Below are 22,725 nucleotides of genomic sequence, written 5' to 3'. Positions count from 1 at the left end.
ACTACTCTCCTTCTTTTCGTTTTTCCAGCAGCTCTTTCATCCGAGCGGCAATGATTTTCTCCTGCCCTGCATGAAACGGCCGAGGATCAAAGGCGAACACGTCTGTATTAATAGCGTGGTTGCGCGTGAATATGGCCGGGTCGCCCTGCTCCAGCAAGCGAACCAGCTCCTGTGCTGTCCTCCCCGTCACTTGTTCGTCCATGCGTACCTGCACGCGGTAGATAGCTCTGCCTGCTTCGTCCTGGACGATGTTTGCTGTCACGCCAGCGATGCTGCCCAGCTCCCCTGCCAGCCACTCTACCCGTGTGCGCTGCCATGATGCGTCCTGATTCTCCGGGTCGTATTGCTGCAAAGCTGTCAGTAGGCCTACGATCGCCTCTTTCCCGACCTTCATTGCCCGGCCAATCCCTTTATACTGAGCGCGGCAGGCTGCAATCAAAGGCGCTCGACCTGCAATAAATCCAGAGGTCGGCCCGCCGACCGCCTTTCCTCCACTGTAAATGACCAGATCCGCTCCCTTGGCTAGATAATGTCGCAGATCCTCCTCCGCTGCAGCGTCGACAATGACAGGTATCCCTTGCTCGCGGCCTATCCGGATCATCGTCTCGAGCGATTGCATCCCCTTTTGGATGGCATGATGGGACTTGACGTAGAGCAGTGCTGCCGTCTGTTCATCGATGGCCTCGCGCAGATGAGCTTCCTCAACATGATTGGCACTTCCAGCTTCCACTGCTCTGCCACCGCCCAGTGCAATCATTTGCTGAACCGGCGCACCGAAATGGACGGCGTGTCCTTTTTGGATCACGATCTTGTTTTTCAAGCCTTCCGAGCAAGGCAGTTTTTCGATCAAGCTCAAATGCGTGCCCGTGATCACCGCTGCTACACTGATGGCGATACCCGCCGCTGCCCCCGAGGTCGGACAACCATCCTCCGCCCCAGTAGCCGCTGCGATGTGCTGGCCAGCCGCGAGCATCAGCTCACTCATTTCTACGTAATCCATGGCGGCATCGCCCATCGCTTGTGCGACAGAAGGAGCGACGGCACTTGCACCCAGCGCCGTCATCTTCCCGCTCGCATTGATCACCTGCTTTAGTCCCAGCTTTTGATAAATGCCCATTCGGTGTCCATCCTTCCCGTTGATCGTACTCATTGTGTCGGTATGGGGAAAATCGCGCCGAGGATCATCGCACCGATAATCGCTCCACCCGCAATCGGTTTATTGTAATAGTAGAAAATCGCCGCTCCCGCCGTGGCACCCAGTCCTACGGGAATGGAAGCCATGATCGCCGAAATCACGATCAGAGGTCCCAGATAACGTCCCGCAGCATTTCCCGCTCCCATCATGACATCCGCACCAAATGTGGAGTTGGCCGCATTGATCGTATACTTGCGAATCAAAATGATGATGGAACCAATGACGAAGCCGAGCAATGCCCCTGTCACCAACGCCAATGGGAAGGAAGTCAGGGGAGCCGTAAAGCCTGCACCCAGCATAAGGGCAGGAACGCCGATCCCGATCCCCGTCTGCAGGGAGCCCCCGATGTCAAGAATCCCGACCAACGGCCCCTCTAAAATTCGCGCGAACAGGAAGCTTGCTCCGAACGCAGCAGCTGCGCCGTATCCTCCTCCCTTGATCCCTGCTTCCAGCATCGCGACGATCGCGATATCATTGAAAGCCCCGATATGATACACGTAGTAGAGATGAGTACCGGCAAAAATTCCTGAAGCCAAGCACGCGACAAAGAGAGGAAACGCCCATTCGGAATACCAAAATCCTTTTGCTGTAAGTTCACCCATTACTTTTTCACCGCCGATCCAAACGTTTCGTGAAGCTGTACCAGCCAGTCAGGAATTTCTACATGCATGCTCTTCAGTAGGGCGACATCAAAGGCACGGAAGAAACCGCTCAGTACAAACAGCAGGATCACGGCAACCAGCATCGTCTTCGTGATTTTGTTCCAGCCGCTGTCGTCCAAGCCTTTTCCGATCAAGATCCCCAAAACGATCCCCGGAACAGCGTTGCCCATGACCAGATGCGACATACCGCCCAGGACAGTTCCCCATATCCCTGTCCGCTTGCCCGCATCCATAGCCGCCATCCAGAATACGATCGGCATGATCGGATTGATCAGCCAGTTCGCGGCTGGCACCAGCACTTTTGTCGCCACGAGCTGCATCGATTCGGGAATCGCCGTCGCCGTGGAATTCAGGAGAGTCACCACAACTACCCCTACAGCCGCTCCTGCGATCGCCATCCGCTTTGGATTGTGCAAAGTCTCTTCGACATTCTTGTTTTTCCACAGCAGGATTGCCGCCGCCCAGTTCGGAATGACACGATGGTCCACATCCTGTGTCAATGCACCGGCACCAACGACGGATGCCCAGGAGTTGAACAAAAAGCCCAGTCCGAACGAAAAGTGGGATATCGGATCGCCCGCACACGCATTAAGCTCACCGAATGTCCGGAACGCCCCCATCCCCTGGACATTGGGCGCATGAAACATCCTCGCCGCCCCTGCCCCAACACCGAAGCCGACCAACGCTCCGATGACGATGGACTTCAAAATGATCATCAAAGTTACCATGAACCTTCCCCCTGTTTGTTTCTATCGCTGACGAACGAGCTGCCAGGCATCTGCAGTCTGCTCGGTCTGCTGATGAAACGAAATGTTTTCTACCTGCACGACGCCGAGCCTCACCTGCATATCGACTGTGATGTCATAGCGCGTCCGTTTCCGTGGGAAGAACAAGCCGAACAGCCGCTCCTGGCGAACGGTCTCCGTGGCCGAAATCACCTCTAGACCAATCGGTTCGATCCGCACGACCAAATCGTTTGTCTGTCTCGCCACCACGTGCTTGATCTGGGAAAATATCTTGTTGAAGGCCCCTTCTTTCGTATCGGCGCTTCCGGATAATCGCAAGGTCTGCGTCGTTTCCTTATACATGCCCTACCTCCCTCCCAGCTTGACGAATTCTTCCACCATGCGCCTGCCCAGCTCCTCGGTGTCCATAAAGCCAAATCCAATCACTTTTTTACCGCTGCGCAAGGCGGTGATACCCGCGTCGATTGAACGCAGTCCGTACTCGACAGGAAAGCCGTACTTGGTCTTGGCTGTGAGCGCTCCTGCCCCTCCGCTCCCGCAAAACGACAGCCCGAGGTCTGCTCCCTCCCGTACCATCACGTCCCCTACCTTCATATCTGCTCCAACACCTGGTATGATGATGGCCGTCCCGCCAGCGGCTTCAATACCTCTGGCAATGTTTTGCCCTTTTCCCAGACGATCCCCGATCACGATCTTTACTTTGGACATGTGTAGACACCCTTTCTTTCCTACCCGTTTTCACTGCGATGGATCTGTCTGCATGACGCGAATGGCCTCAAAATGTACAGCAAGCAAAAAGGCTTCTGTTTCATCCACTTGCCAGGCTTCGCCCTCAAATGTCAGCACCCGGCGTGAGAGCGCGACCATGTCCGGATGGATTTCTGCAAACAGCTCCGCTTCAATTACGGGCAGCCTTTCCTTGTTTTTCATGCGGCGTACAAACCCGAGAACATGAGCGCCGATGGCTAGCCACCTGTCTTTTGGAATGTCAATGCCCACGCGCCGGGTTTCCCCTTCGATCCTTTGAAGAATCGCCTTACATTCAGAAATTTCAGATATATTTTCTGATTTTGATTCTGTCAACTCTTTGAGGATGTCATCCATCATTTGCATGTCAGTACCTTTCCTGAAGTAATCACTTGATGAGCTACCAGTCGTTCACTTGTCTCTATGGTTTCCTTTTCACAATCCGTTAAAAGTGTCGGCTCTTTTCGCAGCTGCAGAATAGTAACGTCTGCGCTGGCTCCTGGCTTCAGTGTCCCGATCTCGTTTTCCATTCCGAGGATGCGCGCTGGTGCGCTGGTGCATGCGGCGACGATCGCTTCGAGCGGATAGCCATTTGCGAGAAATTTGGTGAGCGTATGCGTCAGGCTATGCACGGGACCATCCAAATTTCGCCGATGCACGTCTGTGCTGATCACATGAGGGGCGACTCCTTTTGCCTGCGCGAGACGTAATGTGCGAAAGCTGAAGCTGGACTCCCCATGCCCGATGTCGAGCAAAACACCGCGATCCAGTGCATCCTGCGCCTCTGCTATCAGCTCACCACCCTCGTCAAATATCCCTCCCGCTTTTCCGTGAAAAGCATGTGTAACCACATCCCCTCGATCCAGCAATGCCAGAACTTCCGCCAGCCTGGGTGGAGCGTTGCCAATATGAACCATCATGGGAACACCGGCTTCCCTCGCCGCCTCCTTGGCTATATGCAAGGGTCGAATCCCATTTTGCTTGACTACCGAGCTGCTCATGCGGGCCTTGATTCCCCGAAGGAGCGGCTGCTCGCGGATGAGCGCGGCAGCCTCGCGTGGAGTCAGGCGGGACATATCCCCTAGCTCTCCTCCCCCTTTGCACAAGCCGTCACCGGATATATTCAGAAATGCGAGAATTCGCGTGACAGAAGGACGTACCGCTTCTTCAAGAAAAGCATCAAAGGCCCATATCCCTGTGCTCCCTGCGTCGACGACTGTAGTGACTCCTTGCTCCACTCCTACCCGATCAGCTTCCACACCGAGGAAGGTTTGAGTCGGGAACACATGCGCATGAAGGTCGATCAGACCAGGCGTGATCAGGCAGCCTTCCGCGTTGATTGTCTCGTTTGCTTCGATTGGGTAGGGAAGGGGCTGTTTTTCCCCTGCCTGCTGCTTTTCATACAAGCCCACAACTCTGCCTTCCCGTATAGCAAGATCATAAAGCCCGTTCAGGCTCTGGGAGGGATCGATGACTCGCCCACCCTGTACCAGCAGATCCACTTTCACTCTCTGAAGTCCCCTTTCCTGAAAAATAGCGCAGAATGGCTGTCACTTCGCTCGGAGGGACATGAAGGTCCGCCTCTGCCAGGAGCTCATTTAGCTGCTCACGCCAGCGCTTCCATTCACTCGACTCGGCATCACCCACAGATTCCCATTCCTCCTGATACGGAGAGCCAAAGACAAGTCGATTGACCATGAGCAGCAGGTGCAGGGTAAGCCCGCTTGCCGTCTGCTCGGTCAAATAGTCCCGAAAAGCTTCCACGATACGGTGGCTGATCTCGTAGCCCTTGCAGATGACATCCTGGGACAGTCTTTCCACCACAGGCAAATCTTTGGGGTTCAGATCGGAAACGAGACTGGGAATCCAGGCATCTTGTCTAATGGGTGCCGCCTTTGGCTTGTCGGCCATTTCCGGAAGCAGTCTCTCCAGACACCGCTGGATTTGGCTGATGTCCTGGCGAGTCGGCAATGGGCTGACGACGACAACTGGAACCTCTGCCTTTACCGGAAGCACACTGATGATGACATCCACTCGACGGCTCGCTAGGTACTTATCCACTTCTGTGCTGGAACAAAGCCCTACGACTCGCAGGGAGCGCAGCTCGTTTTCCAAGTACGCTTTCAAAAATCGCGAGGAGCCGCGTCCTGTCCCGCAAACCACGAGCGCATCCGCTTTTTTCTGTTCGAGCCACCGATCGTAGCCTGCCTGAAAATGAAGCACGAGGTAGGCGATATCTGCATCGAGCAAATAGACTCCGCGATGCCAAAACACTTCTTCACACGAGCGTTTCACAGCATCAAACATGCGGGAGTACGTCCGTCGAATCTCATCCGAGAGCGGATTGGCAAAAAGCACACCCTGGCGATAGCGGTTCAGACTGTCGTCCAGATGGGCGAACAGCAGTCTGCCCAGCTCCTGATCATCGTACAACGGAGCTTGCATCCGGCTGCTGACGGCATGAGTCAGCTCTTTCCCCGCCTGATATACGTCCAGTACCGTACGCCGGAAGGGCATCTCAAGCAAAGGCAAGCACGCGTAGGCAAGCTCTTGCTTCGGTATGTGGACAGCCAGGCGATGACACAAGGCCATGACTTCACTGGAAAATCGATCGTAGCCCTGCCACTGCTGCACTTCGTCTGTCTCGGCATCGTCCTCCAGCACCAGCTGGCCTCGCTGTACGCGATGGACCAAGATGCACAGGCGAATAAGCAGGCTGATCAGCGTTCGGTCTGGCAGGCTCTGTTCGGCAGCATTCATCCACGCTTTGATGCTTCCGATGATTGTTCCGAGCTCCTCTCGGCTGATCAACCATTTCTCCAATAAGGTGCCAGTCCAGGTATCCGGTCCATGCTCCGGCAATAAGCCTTGCACGATTCGGTACATATCTGCTCCATCCAGCAAATCATGGATAAGACTTTCAAGGGCAAACCTCTTTTGCCGCTCACTGCCGTCCACTCGTATCCCGTAGCGCTGCTTCGTTACCAGTTCCAGGCGCCACCCGTCGAGCAGCTTCTCCGCTTCCTTGATATCAAGCGCGACCGTGTTTCTGCTGACCGCCATGTGATCAGCCAGATCGTTCATCCGCAAATACCCTTCCGCCAGAAGCAGGATAAAGGTCAACAGCTTTACGCGATCTTTTTGATGCAGGATGAGGGTTTTGCTCTCCTCTCCCTGCAGCATCTCGCGCAAAGTCCCTCTTCGCTCTTGATCCTCGCTGATCCACAGCCCTTTATTCGGTTGGGAATGGAGAGTGACATTTCGCTCTTTTAGCCATTGTCTGACGTTCTCCAGATCGTATTTGACGGTTCGTTCACTTACCTGAAAATCGCGAGCGATATCCTTGATTTTCAGCGGATAGGAGCTGTCGAGTATGACTTTCAGTAACGCGTGGGAGCGTGCTGTTAAAAAGACCATTCCGTTCTCCTTTCCGTCCAAATGCATCCTGTCCTTGCTTGAGACTCATTATAGAAAACGCTTTCGCAGCGGTAAAGAACGATTCCTTTCCCCATCAATCGTGCAATTTTTGTAATTATCAGTTTCATTCGACAGCAATCTCTCCCCTTTGCCATTTTCATAGATGGATCGCGCAGAAAATAGGGATTGCCAATGGTTTCTGAATATTTCTATAATGATAGAGATTGGTTACATAAATCCCTTTCAGACAAAGGAGTGGGTAGCGTGCGTGAAAAGCTTTTTGCCCGATTGCAGGAGATTTATCCGGAGCTCGTCCAATTCAGACGTGATCTGCACATGTACCCGGAGCTTTCTTTTCAAGAGGAAAACACAGCGAGAAAAGTAGCGGCCAAGCTAGAGTCCTTTGGCATCGAAGTAAAAACCGGTGTAGGCGGCATGGGTGTTGTGGGGCTGCTGCGTGGCGGTAAGCCAGGAAAAACAGTTGCGCTGCGTGCCGATTTTGACGCCCTGCCCATCCAGGATGAAAAAGAAGTAGAATACAAGTCTCGCATTCCTGGCGTAATGCACGCCTGCGGCCATGACATTCATACTGCAGGGCTGCTGGGCGTCGCTCAAGTCCTCAGCGAATTCCGGGACGAGCTGCCAGGAAACGTCGTCTTCCTGCATCAGTTTGCCGAAGAGCTTCCTCCTGGCGGTGCGAAAGCCATGGTAGAAGCCGGGTGCCTCGAAGGCGTCGATGTCGTGTACGGTGCGCACGTCGCCTCTGATCTGCCTCTTGGACAAGTGGGAATCGGAACCGGTTTTGTGACGGCAGCTGCGGATGGATTTGAGATCGTTCTCTATGGAAAAGGCGGTCACGGTGCCTATCCGCATACCTCCATCGACCCGATCGTCCTCGGCAGCCAGATCGTTATGAATCTGCAGCAGGTCGCCAGCCGTCAAGTGGATCCGCTGAAGCAAGTCGTGCTCTCCGTCTGCTCGTTCATCGGAGGCGGCGAGGCGTTCAACGTCATCCCTGACCAGGTTCGCCTGAAAGGGACCGTGCGTACCTACGATGAGCAAGTGCGCGATGCGGTCGAAGCCTCGCTCATCCGTATCGTCGAGGCAAACTGCCAGGCTGTCGGTGCGAAATGCGAGATCAAATACCAGCGCGGCTATCCAGCGACCTGGAATGATCCGGTCGAAACGGCCTTCGTCGAGGAAGAAGCGAAGCGACTGTTTGGCGAGGAAGGCTTCTACCGGATGCCTCCGGGGATGGGTGGAGAAGACTTCTCGTACTTTGCGAAAGAACGTCCAGCTACCTTCTTCATGACAGGCGGACGCAACCCTGACATCCAGGCGACGTACCCGCATCACCATCCAAAATTCGATGTGGATGAGCGCTCCATGCTGCAAACCGGTCAGCTGTTCATCGGTGCGCTGCTCTCCTATCAGGAACGTCATCAGGAAGCGGTTGTCACGAAATAGTGCGTGCGAAGTAAAGAAGGGCAGTGGAGCTTCGGCTCCCTGCCCTCTTTATTTTACCGTGAGAATGGATCAGATTCTTAGACAGTAAAGGCTTGGCCGAGCCAAGTTTTCTAATGGCCTTTAGAAAAAGTTCATGCTCAGGTAGCGCTCACCGGTATCTGGTGCAATGCAAACGACCTTTTTGCCCGCTCCCAGACGTTTGGCAACCTCAATGGCAGCAAAGACCGATGCACCCGAGGAAGGTCCGACGAGGATTCCCTCTTTGGCACCCAGAGCCTTCATCGTCTGCAAAGCGTCCTCATCCGCGATTTGAATAATCTCGTCGTAAATGTCGGTGTTGAGGATTTTCGGCACGAAGCCTGGGCTGGTACCGACCAGCTTGTGCGGACCTGGTTTTCCTCCCGACAAAACGGGAGATCCTTTTGGTTCGACCACAGCGATATACAGCTCCGGCAGCTTTTCGCGCAATGCTTCCCCTGTCCCGGTAATCGTCCCGCCCGTACCTGCAGTCGCCACGAATGCATCGAGCTTTCCATCCATCTGCTCGTAGATTTCTTTCGCCGTTGTGACACGGTGGATGTCGGGATTCGCCCTGTTCTCAAACTGCTGGGGGATAAAGCTGCGCGGGATTTCCTTTCTCAGCTCCTCCGCTTTGGCAATAGCTCCTGGCATTCTCAGCTCGCTTGGGGTCAATACCACCTGTGCCCCGTAGGCTTTCAGCAGGTTGATTCGCTCCTTGGACATGTTGTCCGGCATGACCAAAATCGCTTTGTAGCCTTTCGCCGCTGCGTTCATCGCAAGGCCAATACCCGTATTGCCGCTGGTTGGCTCGATGATGGTATCACCTGGCTGAATCAACCCTGCCTGCTCCGCGGTCAAGATCAGGTTGTAGGCTGCCCTGTCCTTGACGCTGCCGGATGGATTGAACTTTTCCAGCTTCACGTACACCTCCGCTGCGCCAGGCGGCACGATGCGGTTGAGGCGTACGAGAGGGGTATTTCCAATCAAGTCGGTTATATTCTGATAGACGCTCATAGGAACCTCCTGGGAAGACGCGAACTGCTCGAATCAGTCTGTCTTTTCCCTAGGATAATACAAGTAAGTCGATATGAAAACCCCATTTCCGGTATAAGGAATTCCTAAAGCTTACCGAATCCACCTGGTGACTTGATCGATCGTCCGCCGTGTTTTTGCGCGCGGCTCGATGGCGCGATAACCAAACGCGATCATGGCGCTGACGCCGAATTCGCCGCCACCCAGTAGGCCATGTCGATCGAGTATGCGGTCGATCTCGGCAGGAGCGAACCCTTCGATCGGACATGAATCGATGCCGATCATCGCGGCGGCCGTCATCATGTTGCCCATGGCAATGTATGTCTGCTTTGCGGCCCAATCGAATATCGCCTTCTCTTCTTGCAATTGGAAGTCTTCGAAAAACATCTTCCACGGGTCAGCCATCCCGTCAAAAACGTCTCTTGGGATTCCCTTGACCTCGGTCAGTTGTTTGATGACGTAAGGGGAGTCGTAAGTGAGGCCTTTCCTAGCCAGCACGACGACAAAGTGGCTTGCCGTATCCAGTTGCCGGTACGCCCCATAAGCATGCTCTCTTAACTCCGCCCTCAATTCCTCATTCTGGACGACAAGAAATTTCCAGGGCTCTAAGCCGTTCGAGCTCGGCGACAGCCTCCCCGTTTCCAGAATGAATTGGAAATCATCCTCCGGAATGCTACTTCGAGGATCGAACTGTCTCGTCGCATGCCGAAAATGATAGGCGTCAAGTATCTCCTTCTTGCGATTCTCTTTGTCCATCACCATGTTGACCACTCCTGTCGTTGCATCCCAAATGGAATGAATGTAATTTTTTTACCGTTTTTTACATGAAGCTGTATGACCGATCGTCATTCGTTCGAGGCGTCCACGTACTGCTCTGCCCCCGTACGGGATGCGGCCATGATCGTATCGTATAAGCGGTGGCGCTTCACGGCGTGGGCGAAATCTGGCGTCAGGCGTGTCCCTTCTCGGATATCCTCGGCCAGGCTCTCGTAGACTTGAGCAATGTTGCTGTACCGAGCCGGTCCTTCGGGAAGATCTTTGAGAATGGCCGTATAGCGTTCCGGAATGTCGATCTCGTGAAGCGACTTCTCTTCGCCTTGTCCGCCTTTCAGCTTAAGCTCCGTATTTTGGATGTTGCCGTTGAAGTCCGCTGTAATGACTAGTTCGCCTTTCGTGCCAACAATCTCCCAGCGAAGATCGACATCTCGGGACGTGCCGCTTCGGTAAAGTACCGTCGCAAGCGCACCGCCTGTAAGCGTTCCGGCTACGGCCAGATGATCGGGAGCAGTGACCTGCAGCTTGTCCCCGGTCTCCGTGAGCGTTACCTCCGGATGGCGCACCACCAGCTTTGCTACGAGAGACTCATACTCTCCTAGCACGAAAATCAGTCCGTCGATGGCGTGCAGTCCCACAGAAGCCAACATCGTCGCCCCGCCATTCACGTCGTAAATGTAATCGAATTTGGACGGACTGGCTGGTCCCCAGATCAACGCCGTGCCGGAAAGAGCCGTCGACAACACCTCCCCCACGTAGCCATCTACAACGAGATCACGGGCATAGCGAATGGCCGGTGAAAACCGCGCTTGCAAGCCGATAATCGTACGGACGCCAGCACTTTCGGCCAGCTTGGCCAATTCCTCGGCTTCTTTTGTATTCATGCCGAGCGGCCATTCGCTGTAAACCATCTTACCAGCCTCGATCGCCGCGCGAGCGATTTCGTAATGGTGCGGTACTTTGACTGCGATGACCACGAGATCGACACCAGGATGTTCTATCAGTTCCTTGTAGTTATCGAATGCCGATACGCCAAATTCGCGTGCAGCCGCAACTGCGGATTCGTGATTGCTCGTGCTGACGGCTACCAGTTCGTAATCACGCAATTTCCGAATCGCGGGTATATGAGCCCCTACCGCCCATCCCGGATTATTCGGGCTGGCACCGATTATGCCGACTCCAATTTTATGTTGAATGTCTGTACTCATCATCATCTCTCCTGTCACGGTTTTTATAAGTCGGTTCATGGTCCATAGGTCATCGATCTTGACGAGAAGTCAGCCTTTATCGGTGCACTCATTAATCGGACCACGTTCCGCTTATGCAATCAACAATAACCGGACTACGGTCCATTTGTCAAATGGTATTCATTTCGTTTGTCGCCAGTGCAACCAAAGTTTTATGCAAAGCCGAACTTACAGGCAGCTACACGCCTGTTAGAAAAAAAAAAGCCGCACAGAGCAATTGGCTCATGCGCAGCATGTACTGGTTTAAAACAAGGGCTCGACGAACGTCTGGTACAGTCGAAGCTTGATGTCCTCTGGCGAGAGTTGGCGATGCTCCCGCAGGAAAATATAAACATCTGGCCTTAAAGTCGCCATAATTGCATCCGCATGGAATATGGGATCCGGAAGGCGCGACGTATGAGACGCCTGCCGCTCCTTCAACAGCCGGACCAAGACCTCGTGGATGGCCTCGTAATGCTCCGAATAAAACGGAAGGCCTCCCTGATCCTCTCCCCCTCCACTCGCCTGAATGGCAGCAAGCACAGAAGAATGGGTCTCCAGCGATTCCAGATGATACAACAGCACGGTTTCGAGCCGTTCCTTAAGGGAATGTCTCATCTTATGCTCGTCCAAGTAGTCGTTCATCCTGGCATAGTTCTGGACGCAGCTTTCCTCGATCAAATCCCAGCACAGTTCTCCTTTATTGGTATAGCTTCGGTACAACGTGCCTTGGCCGACGCCCGCCTCGCGCGCGATCTGACGCATGCTGACGTTCTGCACGCCGTGCTCCGCGAATAGTCTCGCCGCCTTTGCCAAGATTACCTGACGGCGTTCCTCTGCATCCTTACGCAGCCCACGTTCCTGCATGCTGACTCCCCTCTTTCCTATCCTCATCCATTGTTGCAGAGAGCTGCTCATCGATAACGTATAGCATCCCGGTTATCACTATACTCCTAATGTACCGTTTATGAAGAAAGGGGTCAAATATGCGATCGCTGCCCACACCGGCAGAAAAAAGGGTTCTCCTCGTCTTATTTCGGCTTGGACTTAGTCAAGAGCGCATTGGCTTCGCTATACAGTTGCGCAGCCTTCTGCCCGGCGGATGCCTGCTGCTTGTCGATGGCAGCCATACGCTGCTTCGCTTGGGTAATTGCTTCAGAAGCGGTGCTCACTGCCTTATCCTGCGCTTTTTGGCGCTCATCAGGCTTCGGCACCCCTTTGGTTTTGATCTCCTCCCACGTCGCCTTCACTTCAGCCAGATCGGCTTCTATCACGCTCATAATGTCCGACATGCGCTGCTTTTTGTCTTTGATGGATGCATCCATCGCCTTTATGCCATCCACGAGAACCTCCATGGCACTCACATGTTCTTTCATGACCGCATACTCGGTCTGTTGCAACCCTGGTTGCTCGGCGTACAGCTTGACTTCTTCCAGAAGCCCCTGCATATCCGTCACCTGTTCCTGGCACAGCGAGGCTTCATCCGCAAACTGCAGGTCAGTCAAATACTGCGAGTTCTCCACCAGATCCGCAACCAGCCTGTCCGTCTTCTCGACCTTCTTGGCAAACTCCACCCGCGCCGCTTCCTTTGCCTGCTTCTCTTCCAGCTCTTTTTTCTTCACTTCGGCCTGCTCATTAATGCGCGCAGTCATGGCCGCAAGCTGCTTCTGATAGGCTACGTCCTGGCTCGCCACCAGCTTCGGTAGAGCTTCTCCTCCCTCCTCCAAAGGTCCCTGGAAGACCAGCTCGTCCGCCGTCACAGTCGCTTCGACCGGCTTGGCCGGCTGCTGCGCGGACGTGAGTGCCAGTTTGCCGTTCTCTGCGCTTCCCTTATAGACATAGGACGCCGTCTTGAGAACGGGAACACTGTCTTTCTCCTCCACATACGTGTCGGTGACCTCTACCTTTATTTGGCTCTGCTCCTGAACAGGAGTTACTTTGGCGTAGATCATGCGGTTCTCTTCTTCGTGCAGGTAGCCTTCTGCATACGAGACTCCCCCAAAAAACCGGCTGATCGCAAAGCCTGCCGCCGCGATGACGATGAGTGCGACCACGATGATCGCGAACCTGTTTTTGTTACGCATACGGTGACTCCAACCCTTCCTCTGTCTCCCCCACCCGGCCTTTTTTCTTGCCAAATGGTACCATATCACCATCATACATGATCGACAGGGAGAAACCCTATAAGTCGAAAGGCCAATAATCGCGTCGAGGCATGGCAGATAAAAAGACTAAACGGCACGATTGGAAATAAACTCCCAAAACATCTCCAAAAAGGAATGCAGGACCTCCGACTTCTCGCCCTTCCTGTACGCAATTCCCCCTTCTGTAGCCACAGCCCGTTCGGCCAGCTCTCGAAACACCACACCACTCGCCCGAGTCCGTATGAGAGGGGTCAAGGATATCCCCATGCCGGCAGATACGAGAGCAAAAACGGTCGGCATATCATGAGTCTCCACCGTAATTTTGGGAGAAAAGCCAGCATCGTGACAAATCCTGGTCACGGAATCATAAAAGCCTTGCCCGATCGAACGCGGTGTAATCACGAAGGATTCTTCCGCAAGTTCCGCGATAGCGACAGGCCCACCTCTTTCCGCCAACGGATGATTCGCGGGTAAGACAACTCCCAATGGGGGATTCTGGAATTTCGTTACCAGTATTTCTTCATTGGTAACCGGCGGAGTGAGAATCCCGACATCGATTCGTTTTTCTTGGAGTGCTGCGACTTGCGCAGTAGTCCCCATCAGCTGGAGATTCAGACTGACTTCTGGGTATTTCCTTCGATAGTCGGATAGGAGAGGCAAAAGATTTTCAGCCGTGCCTGTAAAACCAATAATGAGCTTTCCGTGCTCCGCTCTGGCTGCCATCCGGGCTGTATCGCATGCATCCTCTACCAAATCGATCATCTCAAACGCCTTTTCCAAAAATGCTTTACCCGCATTCGTCAATTCCACCCGACGCTTGTTACGGTAGAACAAAGGAACACCCACCTCGTCCTCCAGCTGCTGAATCTGCCTGCTGAGCGGCGGTTGAGCGATATGCAATCGTTCTGCCGCACGACTGAAATTCAGTTCCTCGGCTAGTGCCAGAAAATAACGGATATGTCTGAGTTCCACAGCAAGCTCCCCCCACCCTCTTATACTTTAAAGGTATCATTATCCCTTTTTTCAAATATTTCCGCAATTGCAGATACCTTTTTATACTAGGAATATCCCTCATCAGACAAGCTGAACTTCAAATTCAGTAATAGCTGATCCGGTGGCGAAACACGTATCTCTCATGGGGATCCTCGGCGTTATCCTCACGCAGTTGGGTTCCCTCCTACCTCATGAATGTCAGGTAGATCAACTTGCTGGACGCAGGTCTACGCCTCCTTTCCTAACGCCAGCTATCATGGGAGCCCTGATCCAAGCCTTTCATGGGTCTTATGAGATCGCTTTTGCTTATTAAATTGTGGGAAATCTCGTTTCACTCGTCATGGGACTGTACCTTGGCAAGACCAAGAAGCTTTTTGCAGCGACACCCCATTCCTGATCACTGTACGATAAAACGATAGTATAGGAGGACAATCATGTCACATCCAAAACGTCTGGAAATGATGCAACAACTAATGAACAAGCACCAACTTACGGCCATCGTGCTATCTTCTCCTACCAGCCAGCATTATGTAAGTGGCTATAAAGCCATCACGTATTCCCGTCCGCTCTTTTATGTTCTCTCCCAAAAGGAAAGCGCTTTTATCGTGCCTGGGCTAGAGGAAGAACACGCTCGTCACGTTGCCCGGGTGGATCGTGTCATCGTGTATTACGAGCATCCCGAGCAGGCACACCAAGGAACGAACCCTGTCACCTCCCTCCTGTCATACTTGCAGGCAAGCGTGCCTGGTGGAAAATTAGGCGTCGAGTTCAACGCCGTTTCCATAAAGGTAGAAAAAGCATTGATAGAGGCAGGCTGGGAGCTGGTCGATGTTTCGGATGATCTCCTGGGTGCACGCGTCGTAAAAGATGCCGAAGAATTAGATCTTTTACGTTCCGCAGGAAAAATGGTCAGCCTGGCTGTTCGCGCATCTCTAGAAGCAGTAGCCCCCGGCGTCACTGAGCTTGAGATTGATCAGCAGGGACATCGAGCCGCTCTCGAAGAGGTCTCTCGTCTTTACCCGAATACCATTGCAGCCGTAAATGCAATGACCCCATCTGGAGTAGTGCGTACAGTCATGCCTCACGTATATTCCAATACGCGCAGGCTGGAGAAAGGAGACATCCTGATCCACACTCACCACGTTGTGCTAAACGGCTATATCGCGGAGTGTGAACGAACCTGCTTTTCCTGGGAAGCCAGCGACAGTCAAAAAGAAGCTTTTTCCGTCATGCTAGCCGCTCAGCAGGCTGCCTTTGCCACAATCAAGGCAGGAGTACCTATGTGTGACGTTGACCTCGCTGCTCGCGCTGTCATTCAAAATGCAGGCTTTGGCGATTATGCGATTCACCGCACGGGACACAGCATGGGATTGGATATTCATGAGCCTCCCTTTTTCCGATTTGATGAGAAGGCCCTCTTGCAGGAGGGGATGGTCTTTACCGTTGAGCCTGGATTTTACGTTCCCGGATTGGGTGGATTCCGCCACTCCGACACCGTCATCATCACGAAGGATGGCTATGAGCTTGTTACCAATGTGGCAAGCGACTTGGAAAGCATGATTTTGTAGGACTGCTTTTCTCCTGCCTACGAACATACAAATAACCTCCCGACTGCTCATTGGCTGCCGTCGGGAGGTCTTTCCGCATTTCTAGAGCTCTACGTTCATGACCAAAAAAACAGTCTCTTTGCTTGGAAAGGATCCTACTTCCTGAAAGCCCATCTTTTCGTACAAACGGATCGCTCGCTTGTTAAAAGCAGCTACACTCAATCTCAGCTGACTCGGTGCATAGTGCTTTACAGCAAACTCCATTCCTCGCTTCATGAAAGCAGCCCCAAGTCCAAGTCCCGTAAGCTCTGGCTTCATCCCAAGCCCAATATCACACACATTTTCCCCCTCGTACAAGCCCGCCGCGAAACCCGCTGGCACCTGTGCGTTCTTCCCAAAACAAAAAAAGCCGATCAGCTGATTGCTTCTTTTTTCTCGATTTTTACTTGCTAGAAAGGATTTCTCTCACTTTAACAGAAGCTTCCATGTGAAAGAATCCTTTGATGAAAATCCGTCACGAAAAGGAGCTGCAGCCATGTCTGCTTTTTTCAAACGCATTGATACCGTTTTTGTCCCCACCCGAGATGTCGATCGTGCACTGGATTGGTACGTCACGGTGCTGGGGGGTACTCCCGGCTGGCGAAGCGAGAAAGGAGAGTACCAAAGTGTGACCTTCTCCGATACGTCCATCACCTTGTTCCTGACCAGCGATGAGAACGAATTTACTCCCAGACATTGCGCCTTCAACTTTTACGCACCCAGTGCAGAAGCAGCCTATCAGCACTTGGTTTCCCATCAGGTAAAGGTCGAAGAGATCGCCGAGTGGGGAGCGAAATACTTTGTTTTCTATGATCTCGATGGAAACCGCCTAGAAGTGTGCGAATACTAAAGCAAAAACCACCCTGCGCTTTTCAGGGTGGTCTCTCTTTTGCTTATCCGACTTGCTGTGCTTGTGAAAACTGGCTGTTGTACAAATCTGCGTAAAAGCCGCCCTTTTCCAGGAGCTGTTCATGATTTCCTTGCTCGATCACTGTTCCTTGATTCATGACAAGGATCAAGTCTGCATCGCGGATCGTCGAGAGCCGGTGAGCGATGACGAAGCTCGTTCTGCCCTCCATGAGACCCTCCATTGCCTTTTGGATCAGTAGTTCTGTTCGCGTGTCCACGCTGCTGGTTGCTTCATCGAGAATCAGGATGGCAGGGTCAGCCAGAAATGCCCTGGCGATTGTCAAAAGCTGTTTTTGTCCCTGGGAAATGTTCGAGGCTTCCTCATTCAAAATCGTCTCGTATCCGTCAGGCAGCGTGCGCACGAAATGATCGACATGCGCTGCCCGCGCGGCTTGCGCGATTTCCGCTTCACTCGCTCCCGCTCGTCCATAGGCGATATTTTCCCGAATGGTCCCATTAAACAGCCATGTATCCTGCAGCACCATACCGAACTGGCTTCGTAGCTCTCCCCGCGGCATGCTGCGGATGTCCTGCCCATCGATCGTGATCGTTCCGCCCTGGATCTCATAGAAGCGCATGAGCAGATTCACCAGCGTCGTTTTCCCTGCTCCGGTCGGTCCTACGATCGCTACAGTCATGCCGGGCTTCACGTCGATGTTCATGTCTTGAATGAGCGTCTCGCCTTCCTTGTACCCAAATGAAACATGCTCAAACCGTACATGCCCTTCCACCCCTGTTGCCCCTGCACGCGAAACTGCATCCTCGGATTCCTCCGATTCATCGAGGATCTCAAAGACCCGCTCAGCTGATACGAGCGTGGATTGAATAATATTGGCGATGTTGGCTGCTTGTGTGATGGGTTGGGAAAACTGCTGGGCGTACTGGATAAATGCCTGGACATCCCCAATGGCAATGCTGCCGAGGGTGACGAGCACACCGCCAACTACACAGACGAGAACATAGCCGATGTTTCCTACAAACATCATGAGCGGCATCATGATCCCCGAAATGAACTGAGCCTTCCAGCCCGACTCGTACAGCTTTTCATTGATGGCATCGAATTTCTCCATCGCTCTCTTTTCACGTCCGAAGGCTTTTACGATCTTGTGCCCTGTGTACATTTCCTCGACGTGGCCATTCAATGCCCCGAGCGCTTGCTGCTGCCCTTTAAAATGTGGCATCGAACGCGACGCCACCTGCTTGATCACGACAAAGCTGAGCGGAATGGTCACAAGTACAATCAAGGTCATCAACGGACTGATCGTCAGCATCATGATGATGACACCGATCAATGTGATGACAGAGGTGATCATCTGCGTCAAGCTTTGCTGCAGCGTGCTGCTGATCGTATCCACATCGTTGACGACGCGGCTCATCACTTCCCCATGCGTGCGGCCGTCGAAGTATTTTAAAGGCAGCCGGGCCAGCTTTTCATTGACTTCCTTGCGCAGGGTGTAGACGACTTTCTGGGCGATGCCTGCCATTAAAAACTGCTGGATATAGGCAAAAAGCGCCGAAAACAAGTACAATCCGATCAATACCAAAACGATCTGCCAGACTGCGGCAAAATCAAAGGTTGCTCCCGGTACGCCTTTTACTTTTCCCATGAAGCCCTCGAAAATCGTCGTGGTTGCGTGTCCCAGCAATTTCGGGCTTACGATGCTGAAAACCGTACTGAGCGCTGCTGTCAAAAATACGACGATCAGCTTCCAGCGGTACGGCTTCAAGTAACGAAGCAAGCGCCCAAGCGTTCCCTTGAAGTTTTTTGCCTTTTGCCCTGGCATCGTCATCATCCCGGGTCCACCAAATCCCCCTGGCCGAGGGCCTGGCCCTGGCCCTGGAGGTGTGCGCCGTTGTTCTTCACTCATGCGATTTCCTCCTCTGTCAGCTGGGATGTAACGATCTCCTGATAGACGCTACAGGTCGAAAGAAGCTCTTTGTGTGTTCCGATCCCTGCAACTTCGCCTTCCTCCAGCACGATGATCTGGTCAGCATCCATTACCGTATTCACACGTTGCGCTACAATAAGGACAGCTGCTTCCCCCATCTCTTCCTTCAGAGCAGCGCGCAGGTTGGCATCCGTCTTGTAATCCAGGGCGGAAAAGCTGTCATCGAAAATATAAACCTCTGGCTTGCGGACGAGAGCACGTGCGATAGAGAGCCTCTGCTTTTGCCCCCCGGACAAATTCGCTCCGCCCTGCGCCAGGATCGTTTGAATCCCGTCTTTCATGCCAGCGATAAAGTCAGAAGCCTGTGCGACCTTCGCAGCATGTTTGACTTCTTCGTCGGTTGCGTCCTCTTTTCCGTAGCGAATGTTGTCCGCGATCGTCCCCGTAAACAGGAGTGCCTTTTGCGGAACGAAGCCGATTTTGGAGCGAAGGGTACTCTGCGGCATGTCCCGCACGTCGGTCTCGCCCATTCGAACACTGCCGCTTTCTACATCGTAAAAGCGGGGAATCAGGCTGACGAGGGTCGTTTTTCCGGCCCCGGTCCCACCGATAATCGCCGTAACCTGCCCTGCTTTTGCGGTAAAGGATATCCCGGACAGAGCAGGCTTCTCTGCACCCGGGTAGCGAAACGTCACTTGATCGAATGTAATGTGTCCTCGTGAATTCTTTTCTGCTTCTTTTGTCTGCTCCCTGTCCAGAATGACCGGAGCTGTCGCGAGCACTTCATGGATGCGCAAGGCAGAAGCAGAAGCCCTCGGCAGCATGCTAAACATCATGGAGGCCATCATCAGCGAGAACAGGATTTGCATGGCATACTGCAAAAAGGCCATCAAATCGCCTACTTGCATATGTCCCGTACTGATTCGCAGTCCTCCGAACCAGATGATGGCAATCGAAGTCACATTCATCATCAGCATCATGACAGGCATCATTCCCGCCATGATCTGATTGGCTTTGATCGCTGTTGCCGTGACGTCCTCATTGGCGTCATTAAATCGATTCTGCTCATGCTCTGTCCGGTTGAAAGCCCGTACCACCCGGATACCTGTCAAGTATTCGCGCAGGACGAGATTCAGTCGGTCTATTTTCGTTTGCATCGCTTTGAAATACGGAATCCCTTTCGATCCAATCCAAAAAATCGCCAAAGCGAGGATCGGGATCGCGACGATAATCACCAGAGACAGATGCGCATCCTTGGACAAAGCCATGATAATCCCACCGATGCACATCATCGGCGCCATCACCATCATCCGCAGCATCATGTTAAGTACTTGCTGGACTTGTGTAATATCATTGGTCGTCCTTGTTATCAAGGAAGCCGTACTGAGTGTGTCAAATTCCTGCAGCGTGAATTTTTCGATGTGGCTAAATACGCTGCTGCGAAGTCTCTTGCCGAATCCAGACGCAGCGCAGGATGACAAATAGCTGGCGGCAACAGACAGTGCAGCTCCAACTGCCGATACGATCAGCATCAAGCCGCCAATCTTCCAGATATAGGCTGTATTTTCGTGCACAATACCTTCATTGACGATATCGGACATCAACGTTGGCAGGTACAGGTTCGCTATGGATTGCAGCAGCACAAATACCATGGTCATCACGACCATATACCGGTAAGGCCGCAGGAAATTCATTAACTTAAGCAAAGGTCTCACCCTCCGGTATGATTAGTAATGGACTAGGAGAGCATATCCGAACGGATCGTCGCCGCGCACGTGTCTGTCGCGTCTTGGATCTCACTCGAAAGAAGCTCTCGCATCTCGTCCAGGCTTTTCCCTTCTTGCAGCAAAGCCTCCCTTTTTCTGTACAAGAAAAGCATGCCGCTCATCATCGTTCCCCAGAATTGCTCGACCAAGAGATCAGGTGACATGCGCCGGACATGGCCTTCTTCCATTCCCTTTTCAAGCGTTTGCGCTACGGTGCGCATATTATTGTCCCGCCAAAGGCCCGTCTGCAGCTCCTCTGGTGCAAACAACTCCGGCAGATCAAAACGCATTCGAAAAAAGAACATCACGTGCTCAGAGTTTTTAAACAGAGAAAGATACATGCTGTTCGCAAATGCCCGGCACAGCTCGATCGCTGTCCCCTCTTTGGCAAAATGGTTTTGCGTATGTGTGTTGGACATTTGAAACATATGCGTGAACAAATCGCGAAACAACGATCGTTTGTCCTTATAGTAGTAGTACACGAGCCCCCGAGCGACACCGGCGCGCTCCGCAACATCCCCGATATCAGCCGCTGCATATCCTTTTTCCACGTAGACGCTCAATGCGCCCTTCATGATCGCTTCTTTTCTGCGAAGACGTATCTCTTCGTTTTGCTCTTTTGTGCGGGGCACGCGCACTTCCCCTCCCGTGCTTTTTTTATTGACTTTTTTGTCAGTCAAAATATAAACCTCATCGCAGGATGTGTCAATAGGTGATACGAAGGTAGGAGGGAATCAGGTACATGTCATATTTCTTCCAGACTTAGTAAAGAGTAACCCATGTAGGTAGTAGCTTGCTGGAGGTCAAGATATGCCCCTTTATTCCCGTCACTTCCCTCTCGAGCGGTCTCGGTCAAAATGTCACACCGGACTTGTACTGCCTTTGCATTCAGGTCGTAAACGTCTGCTTTATCGGCCAAGTGGATGAACCTAACGGGTGGTTTCTGGAATGTGCCTGTCTATGCCCATGAAAAGGAATTCCCCTATTTGACACGGGAACAGAATTATCCGGAAGCAGATTTCACTGTTGAAGGAGGATTGGTCGCCAAGCTGTCCTCGCTTTTTCCAAACGAAGCCATCACAGTAGGCAAGCCTCTGAAAAAGCTTCCAGACGATGGGAGCATCCCCGGACTAGCGGGCTGGCGCTGGATTCATACGCCTGGACACTCTCCTGGGCACGTCTCGTTTTTCAGGGAAAAGGACCGCGCCTTGATCGCTGGCGATGCTTTTATTGCCGTCAGACAGGATTCCCTTTTTCAGGTATTGACGCAGTTACCGGAAATAAGCGGTCCGCCCCGCTACTTCACGACGGATTGGGTAGCGGCTCGAGATTCGGTTCGGAGACTAGCGGACCTCCAACCATCTGTAGCGATTACGGGTCACGGTCCTCCATTATCAGGCGAGACTCTCTCCTCTGGCTTACAAAAGCTGGCCGCCGATCTCGATCGCGTCGCCGTGCCGGATTATGGACGGTATGTAGAAACGTAAAAAGTCACCCCTGGAGCTTCATCGGATGATCCCATTTCATGGGGGCGATCCCATGTGTGCACCTAGGGGTGACTTTTTTCATTTCTTGTCCCATATATTGTCGATGAAAAGTGCGACTTTTTCCCGGCATCCCCTGCTTGCTAGACTTCCGTTTTCATTCTGGTATTTATTCCATGTCACTGCGTTGATGCTTGAACCGCACTTCTTCAAGAGAAACCTATCGTGTAAATCTGGAAAAGGTAGTCGCTATTGAAAATGACTATTTATGAAGACAAGCGTGATGGTAGTCCCCCCTGTCTGCTATTAAGCATAGTGTAAAAGTAGAAAAAAAGGGGGAACAGAACAACTATGCGCAAGACTCAACTACGTCTTCCAAGGCTTACGCTATAAAGTGACGAAAACTTTCGTGGAAGGATCAGGATTTTTCGCGGCAATAGGGCGATCCGCAATACAGAGAGAATCTTTGACGAACCCGAAAGCTTACGATTCCGCTCAAACGGCAGAGGTGCAACTTTCGTTTTATTCTCAAGAAACATATTTTAAAGGCACCTTTCGGATCATTCGGATAAGCAGAAGTATTGCTGATGTGGAAAGAGCCCTCGGCTTCGAGGTCCACTCCATCATCATGTCGAGCAGCCGATTAAGCTGCAACAAGTATTAAATA

At 52.7% G+C, this 22,725-nt stretch carries 21 protein-coding genes and 1 pseudogene; 4 read left to right on the top strand and 18 right to left on the bottom strand.

All coding sequences use genetic code 11. From position 1 onward, the window contains the following. Position 1 precedes the first annotated feature (1 nt). Genes ACLIN2_RS09830 through ACLIN2_RS09795 form a run of 8 tightly spaced genes read right to left on the bottom strand, consistent with a single transcriptional unit; the run spans position 2 to position 6,767 of the window. A complete protein-coding gene (locus tag ACLIN2_RS09830) occupies positions 2-1,117 on the bottom strand; it encodes a DgaE family pyridoxal phosphate-dependent ammonia lyase (protein ID WP_411503936.1) in 1,116 nt (371 codons plus the stop codon). Between the two features lie 29 nt (positions 1,118-1,146). Further along, on the bottom strand, positions 1,147-1,797 hold the full coding sequence (locus tag ACLIN2_RS09825; protein ID WP_122959694.1) for a DUF4310 family protein: 651 nt from the start codon (positions 1,795-1,797) through the stop codon (positions 1,147-1,149). Further along, positions 1,797-2,585, bottom strand: a complete 789-nt coding sequence (locus ACLIN2_RS09820; RefSeq protein WP_092274124.1) for a DUF4311 domain-containing protein — start codon at positions 2,583-2,585, stop codon at positions 1,797-1,799. Before ACLIN2_RS09820 ends, ACLIN2_RS09825 begins: the two co-directional genes overlap by 1 nt. 21 nt (positions 2,586-2,606) lie before the next feature. Then, positions 2,607-2,945 carry a DUF4312 family protein gene (locus ACLIN2_RS09815; protein WP_092274127.1) on the bottom strand — a complete coding sequence of 113 codons (339 nt, stop codon included), beginning with the start codon at positions 2,943-2,945 and terminating at the stop codon, positions 2,607-2,609. Positions 2,946-2,948: 3 nt separating this feature from the next. Continuing rightward, positions 2,949-3,311: an SFCGS family glycine-rich protein gene (locus ACLIN2_RS09810; RefSeq protein ID WP_092274130.1), complete on the bottom strand. Its 363-nt coding sequence runs from the start codon at positions 3,309-3,311 to the stop codon at positions 2,949-2,951. Positions 3,312-3,341: 30 nt separating this feature from the next. Then, a complete protein-coding gene (locus ACLIN2_RS09805) occupies positions 3,342-3,716 on the bottom strand; it encodes a hypothetical protein (RefSeq protein WP_411503935.1) in 375 nt (124 codons plus the stop codon). Next, the gene (locus ACLIN2_RS09800) at positions 3,707-4,858 is read right to left on the bottom strand and encodes an amidohydrolase/deacetylase family metallohydrolase (protein WP_411503934.1); all 1,152 of its coding nucleotides are present in this window, start codon (positions 4,856-4,858) and stop codon (positions 3,707-3,709) included. Before ACLIN2_RS09800 ends, ACLIN2_RS09805 begins: the two co-directional genes overlap by 10 nt. Next, positions 4,788-6,767: a BglG family transcription antiterminator gene (locus ACLIN2_RS09795; RefSeq protein WP_411503933.1), complete on the bottom strand. Its 1,980-nt coding sequence runs from the start codon at positions 6,765-6,767 to the stop codon at positions 4,788-4,790. The genes ACLIN2_RS09800 and ACLIN2_RS09795 overlap by 71 nt, the downstream gene beginning before the upstream one ends. Before the next feature lie 264 nt (positions 6,768-7,031). On the opposite strand from ACLIN2_RS09795, the gene ACLIN2_RS09790 reads away from it, so the two are divergent. Next, positions 7,032-8,234, top strand: a complete 1,203-nt coding sequence (locus ACLIN2_RS09790; protein WP_092274142.1) for an amidohydrolase — start codon at positions 7,032-7,034, stop codon at positions 8,232-8,234. Between the two features lie 120 nt (positions 8,235-8,354). Here ACLIN2_RS09790 and cysK read toward each other — a convergent pair whose 3' ends face one another. From cysK to ACLIN2_RS09760, 6 genes are all read right to left on the bottom strand, one after another. Continuing rightward, a complete protein-coding gene (gene cysK / locus ACLIN2_RS09785) occupies positions 8,355-9,269 on the bottom strand; it encodes a cysteine synthase A (RefSeq protein WP_411503932.1) in 915 nt (304 codons plus the stop codon). Positions 9,270-9,380: 111 nt separating this feature from the next. After that, entirely contained in the window at positions 9,381-10,043 is a 663-nt protein-coding gene (locus tag ACLIN2_RS09780; RefSeq protein ID WP_411504532.1) for an NAD(P)H-dependent oxidoreductase, read from the bottom strand. A gap of 89 nt (positions 10,044-10,132) precedes the next feature. Beyond that, the gene (locus ACLIN2_RS09775) at positions 10,133-11,269 is read right to left on the bottom strand and encodes a Gfo/Idh/MocA family protein (protein WP_411503931.1); all 1,137 of its coding nucleotides are present in this window, start codon (positions 11,267-11,269) and stop codon (positions 10,133-10,135) included. A gap of 282 nt (positions 11,270-11,551) precedes the next feature. After that, positions 11,552-12,154, bottom strand: coding sequence for a TetR/AcrR family transcriptional regulator (locus ACLIN2_RS09770; RefSeq protein ID WP_400582472.1), 603 nt, complete (start codon positions 12,152-12,154; stop codon positions 11,552-11,554). Positions 12,155-12,318: 164 nt separating this feature from the next. Continuing rightward, positions 12,319-13,371: a hypothetical protein gene (locus ACLIN2_RS09765; protein WP_400582470.1), complete on the bottom strand. Its 1,053-nt coding sequence runs from the start codon at positions 13,369-13,371 to the stop codon at positions 12,319-12,321. Between the two features lie 147 nt (positions 13,372-13,518). Continuing rightward, complete coding sequence (locus tag ACLIN2_RS09760; RefSeq protein WP_411503930.1) at positions 13,519-14,403, bottom strand: LysR substrate-binding domain-containing protein; 885 nt, start codon at positions 14,401-14,403, stop codon at positions 13,519-13,521. Between the two features lie 455 nt (positions 14,404-14,858). On the opposite strand from ACLIN2_RS09760, the gene ACLIN2_RS09755 reads away from it, so the two are divergent. Continuing rightward, the gene (locus ACLIN2_RS09755) at positions 14,859-15,992 is read left to right on the top strand and encodes a M24 family metallopeptidase (RefSeq protein ID WP_411503929.1); all 1,134 of its coding nucleotides are present in this window, start codon (positions 14,859-14,861) and stop codon (positions 15,990-15,992) included. An 81-nt stretch (positions 15,993-16,073) separates the two neighbouring features. Here the strand turns inward: ACLIN2_RS09755 and ACLIN2_RS09750 are convergent, their stop codons facing one another. Further along, positions 16,074-16,385 carry a GNAT family N-acetyltransferase gene (locus tag ACLIN2_RS09750; protein WP_411504531.1) on the bottom strand — a complete coding sequence of 104 codons (312 nt, stop codon included), beginning with the start codon at positions 16,383-16,385 and terminating at the stop codon, positions 16,074-16,076. A gap of 121 nt (positions 16,386-16,506) precedes the next feature. On the opposite strand from ACLIN2_RS09750, the gene ACLIN2_RS09745 reads away from it, so the two are divergent. Then, positions 16,507-16,860 carry a VOC family protein gene (locus ACLIN2_RS09745; protein WP_301171230.1) on the top strand — a complete coding sequence of 118 codons (354 nt, stop codon included), beginning with the start codon at positions 16,507-16,509 and terminating at the stop codon, positions 16,858-16,860. A gap of 43 nt (positions 16,861-16,903) precedes the next feature. Here ACLIN2_RS09745 and ACLIN2_RS09740 read toward each other — a convergent pair whose 3' ends face one another. From ACLIN2_RS09740 to ACLIN2_RS09730, 3 genes are read right to left on the bottom strand one after another with little or no spacing between them, the layout of a single operon-like run. Continuing rightward, positions 16,904-18,787, bottom strand: a complete 1,884-nt coding sequence (locus ACLIN2_RS09740; protein WP_411503928.1) for an ABC transporter ATP-binding protein — start codon at positions 18,785-18,787, stop codon at positions 16,904-16,906. Further along, a complete protein-coding gene (locus ACLIN2_RS09735; RefSeq protein ID WP_411503927.1) occupies positions 18,784-20,514 on the bottom strand; it encodes an ABC transporter ATP-binding protein in 1,731 nt (576 codons plus the stop codon). The genes ACLIN2_RS09740 and ACLIN2_RS09735 overlap by 4 nt, the downstream gene beginning before the upstream one ends. A gap of 32 nt (positions 20,515-20,546) precedes the next feature. After that, the gene (locus tag ACLIN2_RS09730) at positions 20,547-21,254 is read right to left on the bottom strand and encodes a TetR/AcrR family transcriptional regulator (protein WP_246071121.1); all 708 of its coding nucleotides are present in this window, start codon (positions 21,252-21,254) and stop codon (positions 20,547-20,549) included. A gap of 113 nt (positions 21,255-21,367) precedes the next feature. On the opposite strand from ACLIN2_RS09730, the pseudogene ACLIN2_RS09725 reads away from it, so the two are divergent. Next, positions 21,368-22,061 (top strand): annotated as a pseudogene (locus tag ACLIN2_RS09725) (MBL fold metallo-hydrolase). Positions 22,062-22,725: the final 664 nt, after the last annotated feature.

The organism is Brevibacillus centrosporus, from assembly GCF_046622605.1.
Lineage (GTDB): Bacteria > Bacillota > Bacilli > Brevibacillales > Brevibacillaceae > Brevibacillus > Brevibacillus centrosporus.
This window is presented reverse-complemented; position numbering and strand designations above follow the sequence as displayed.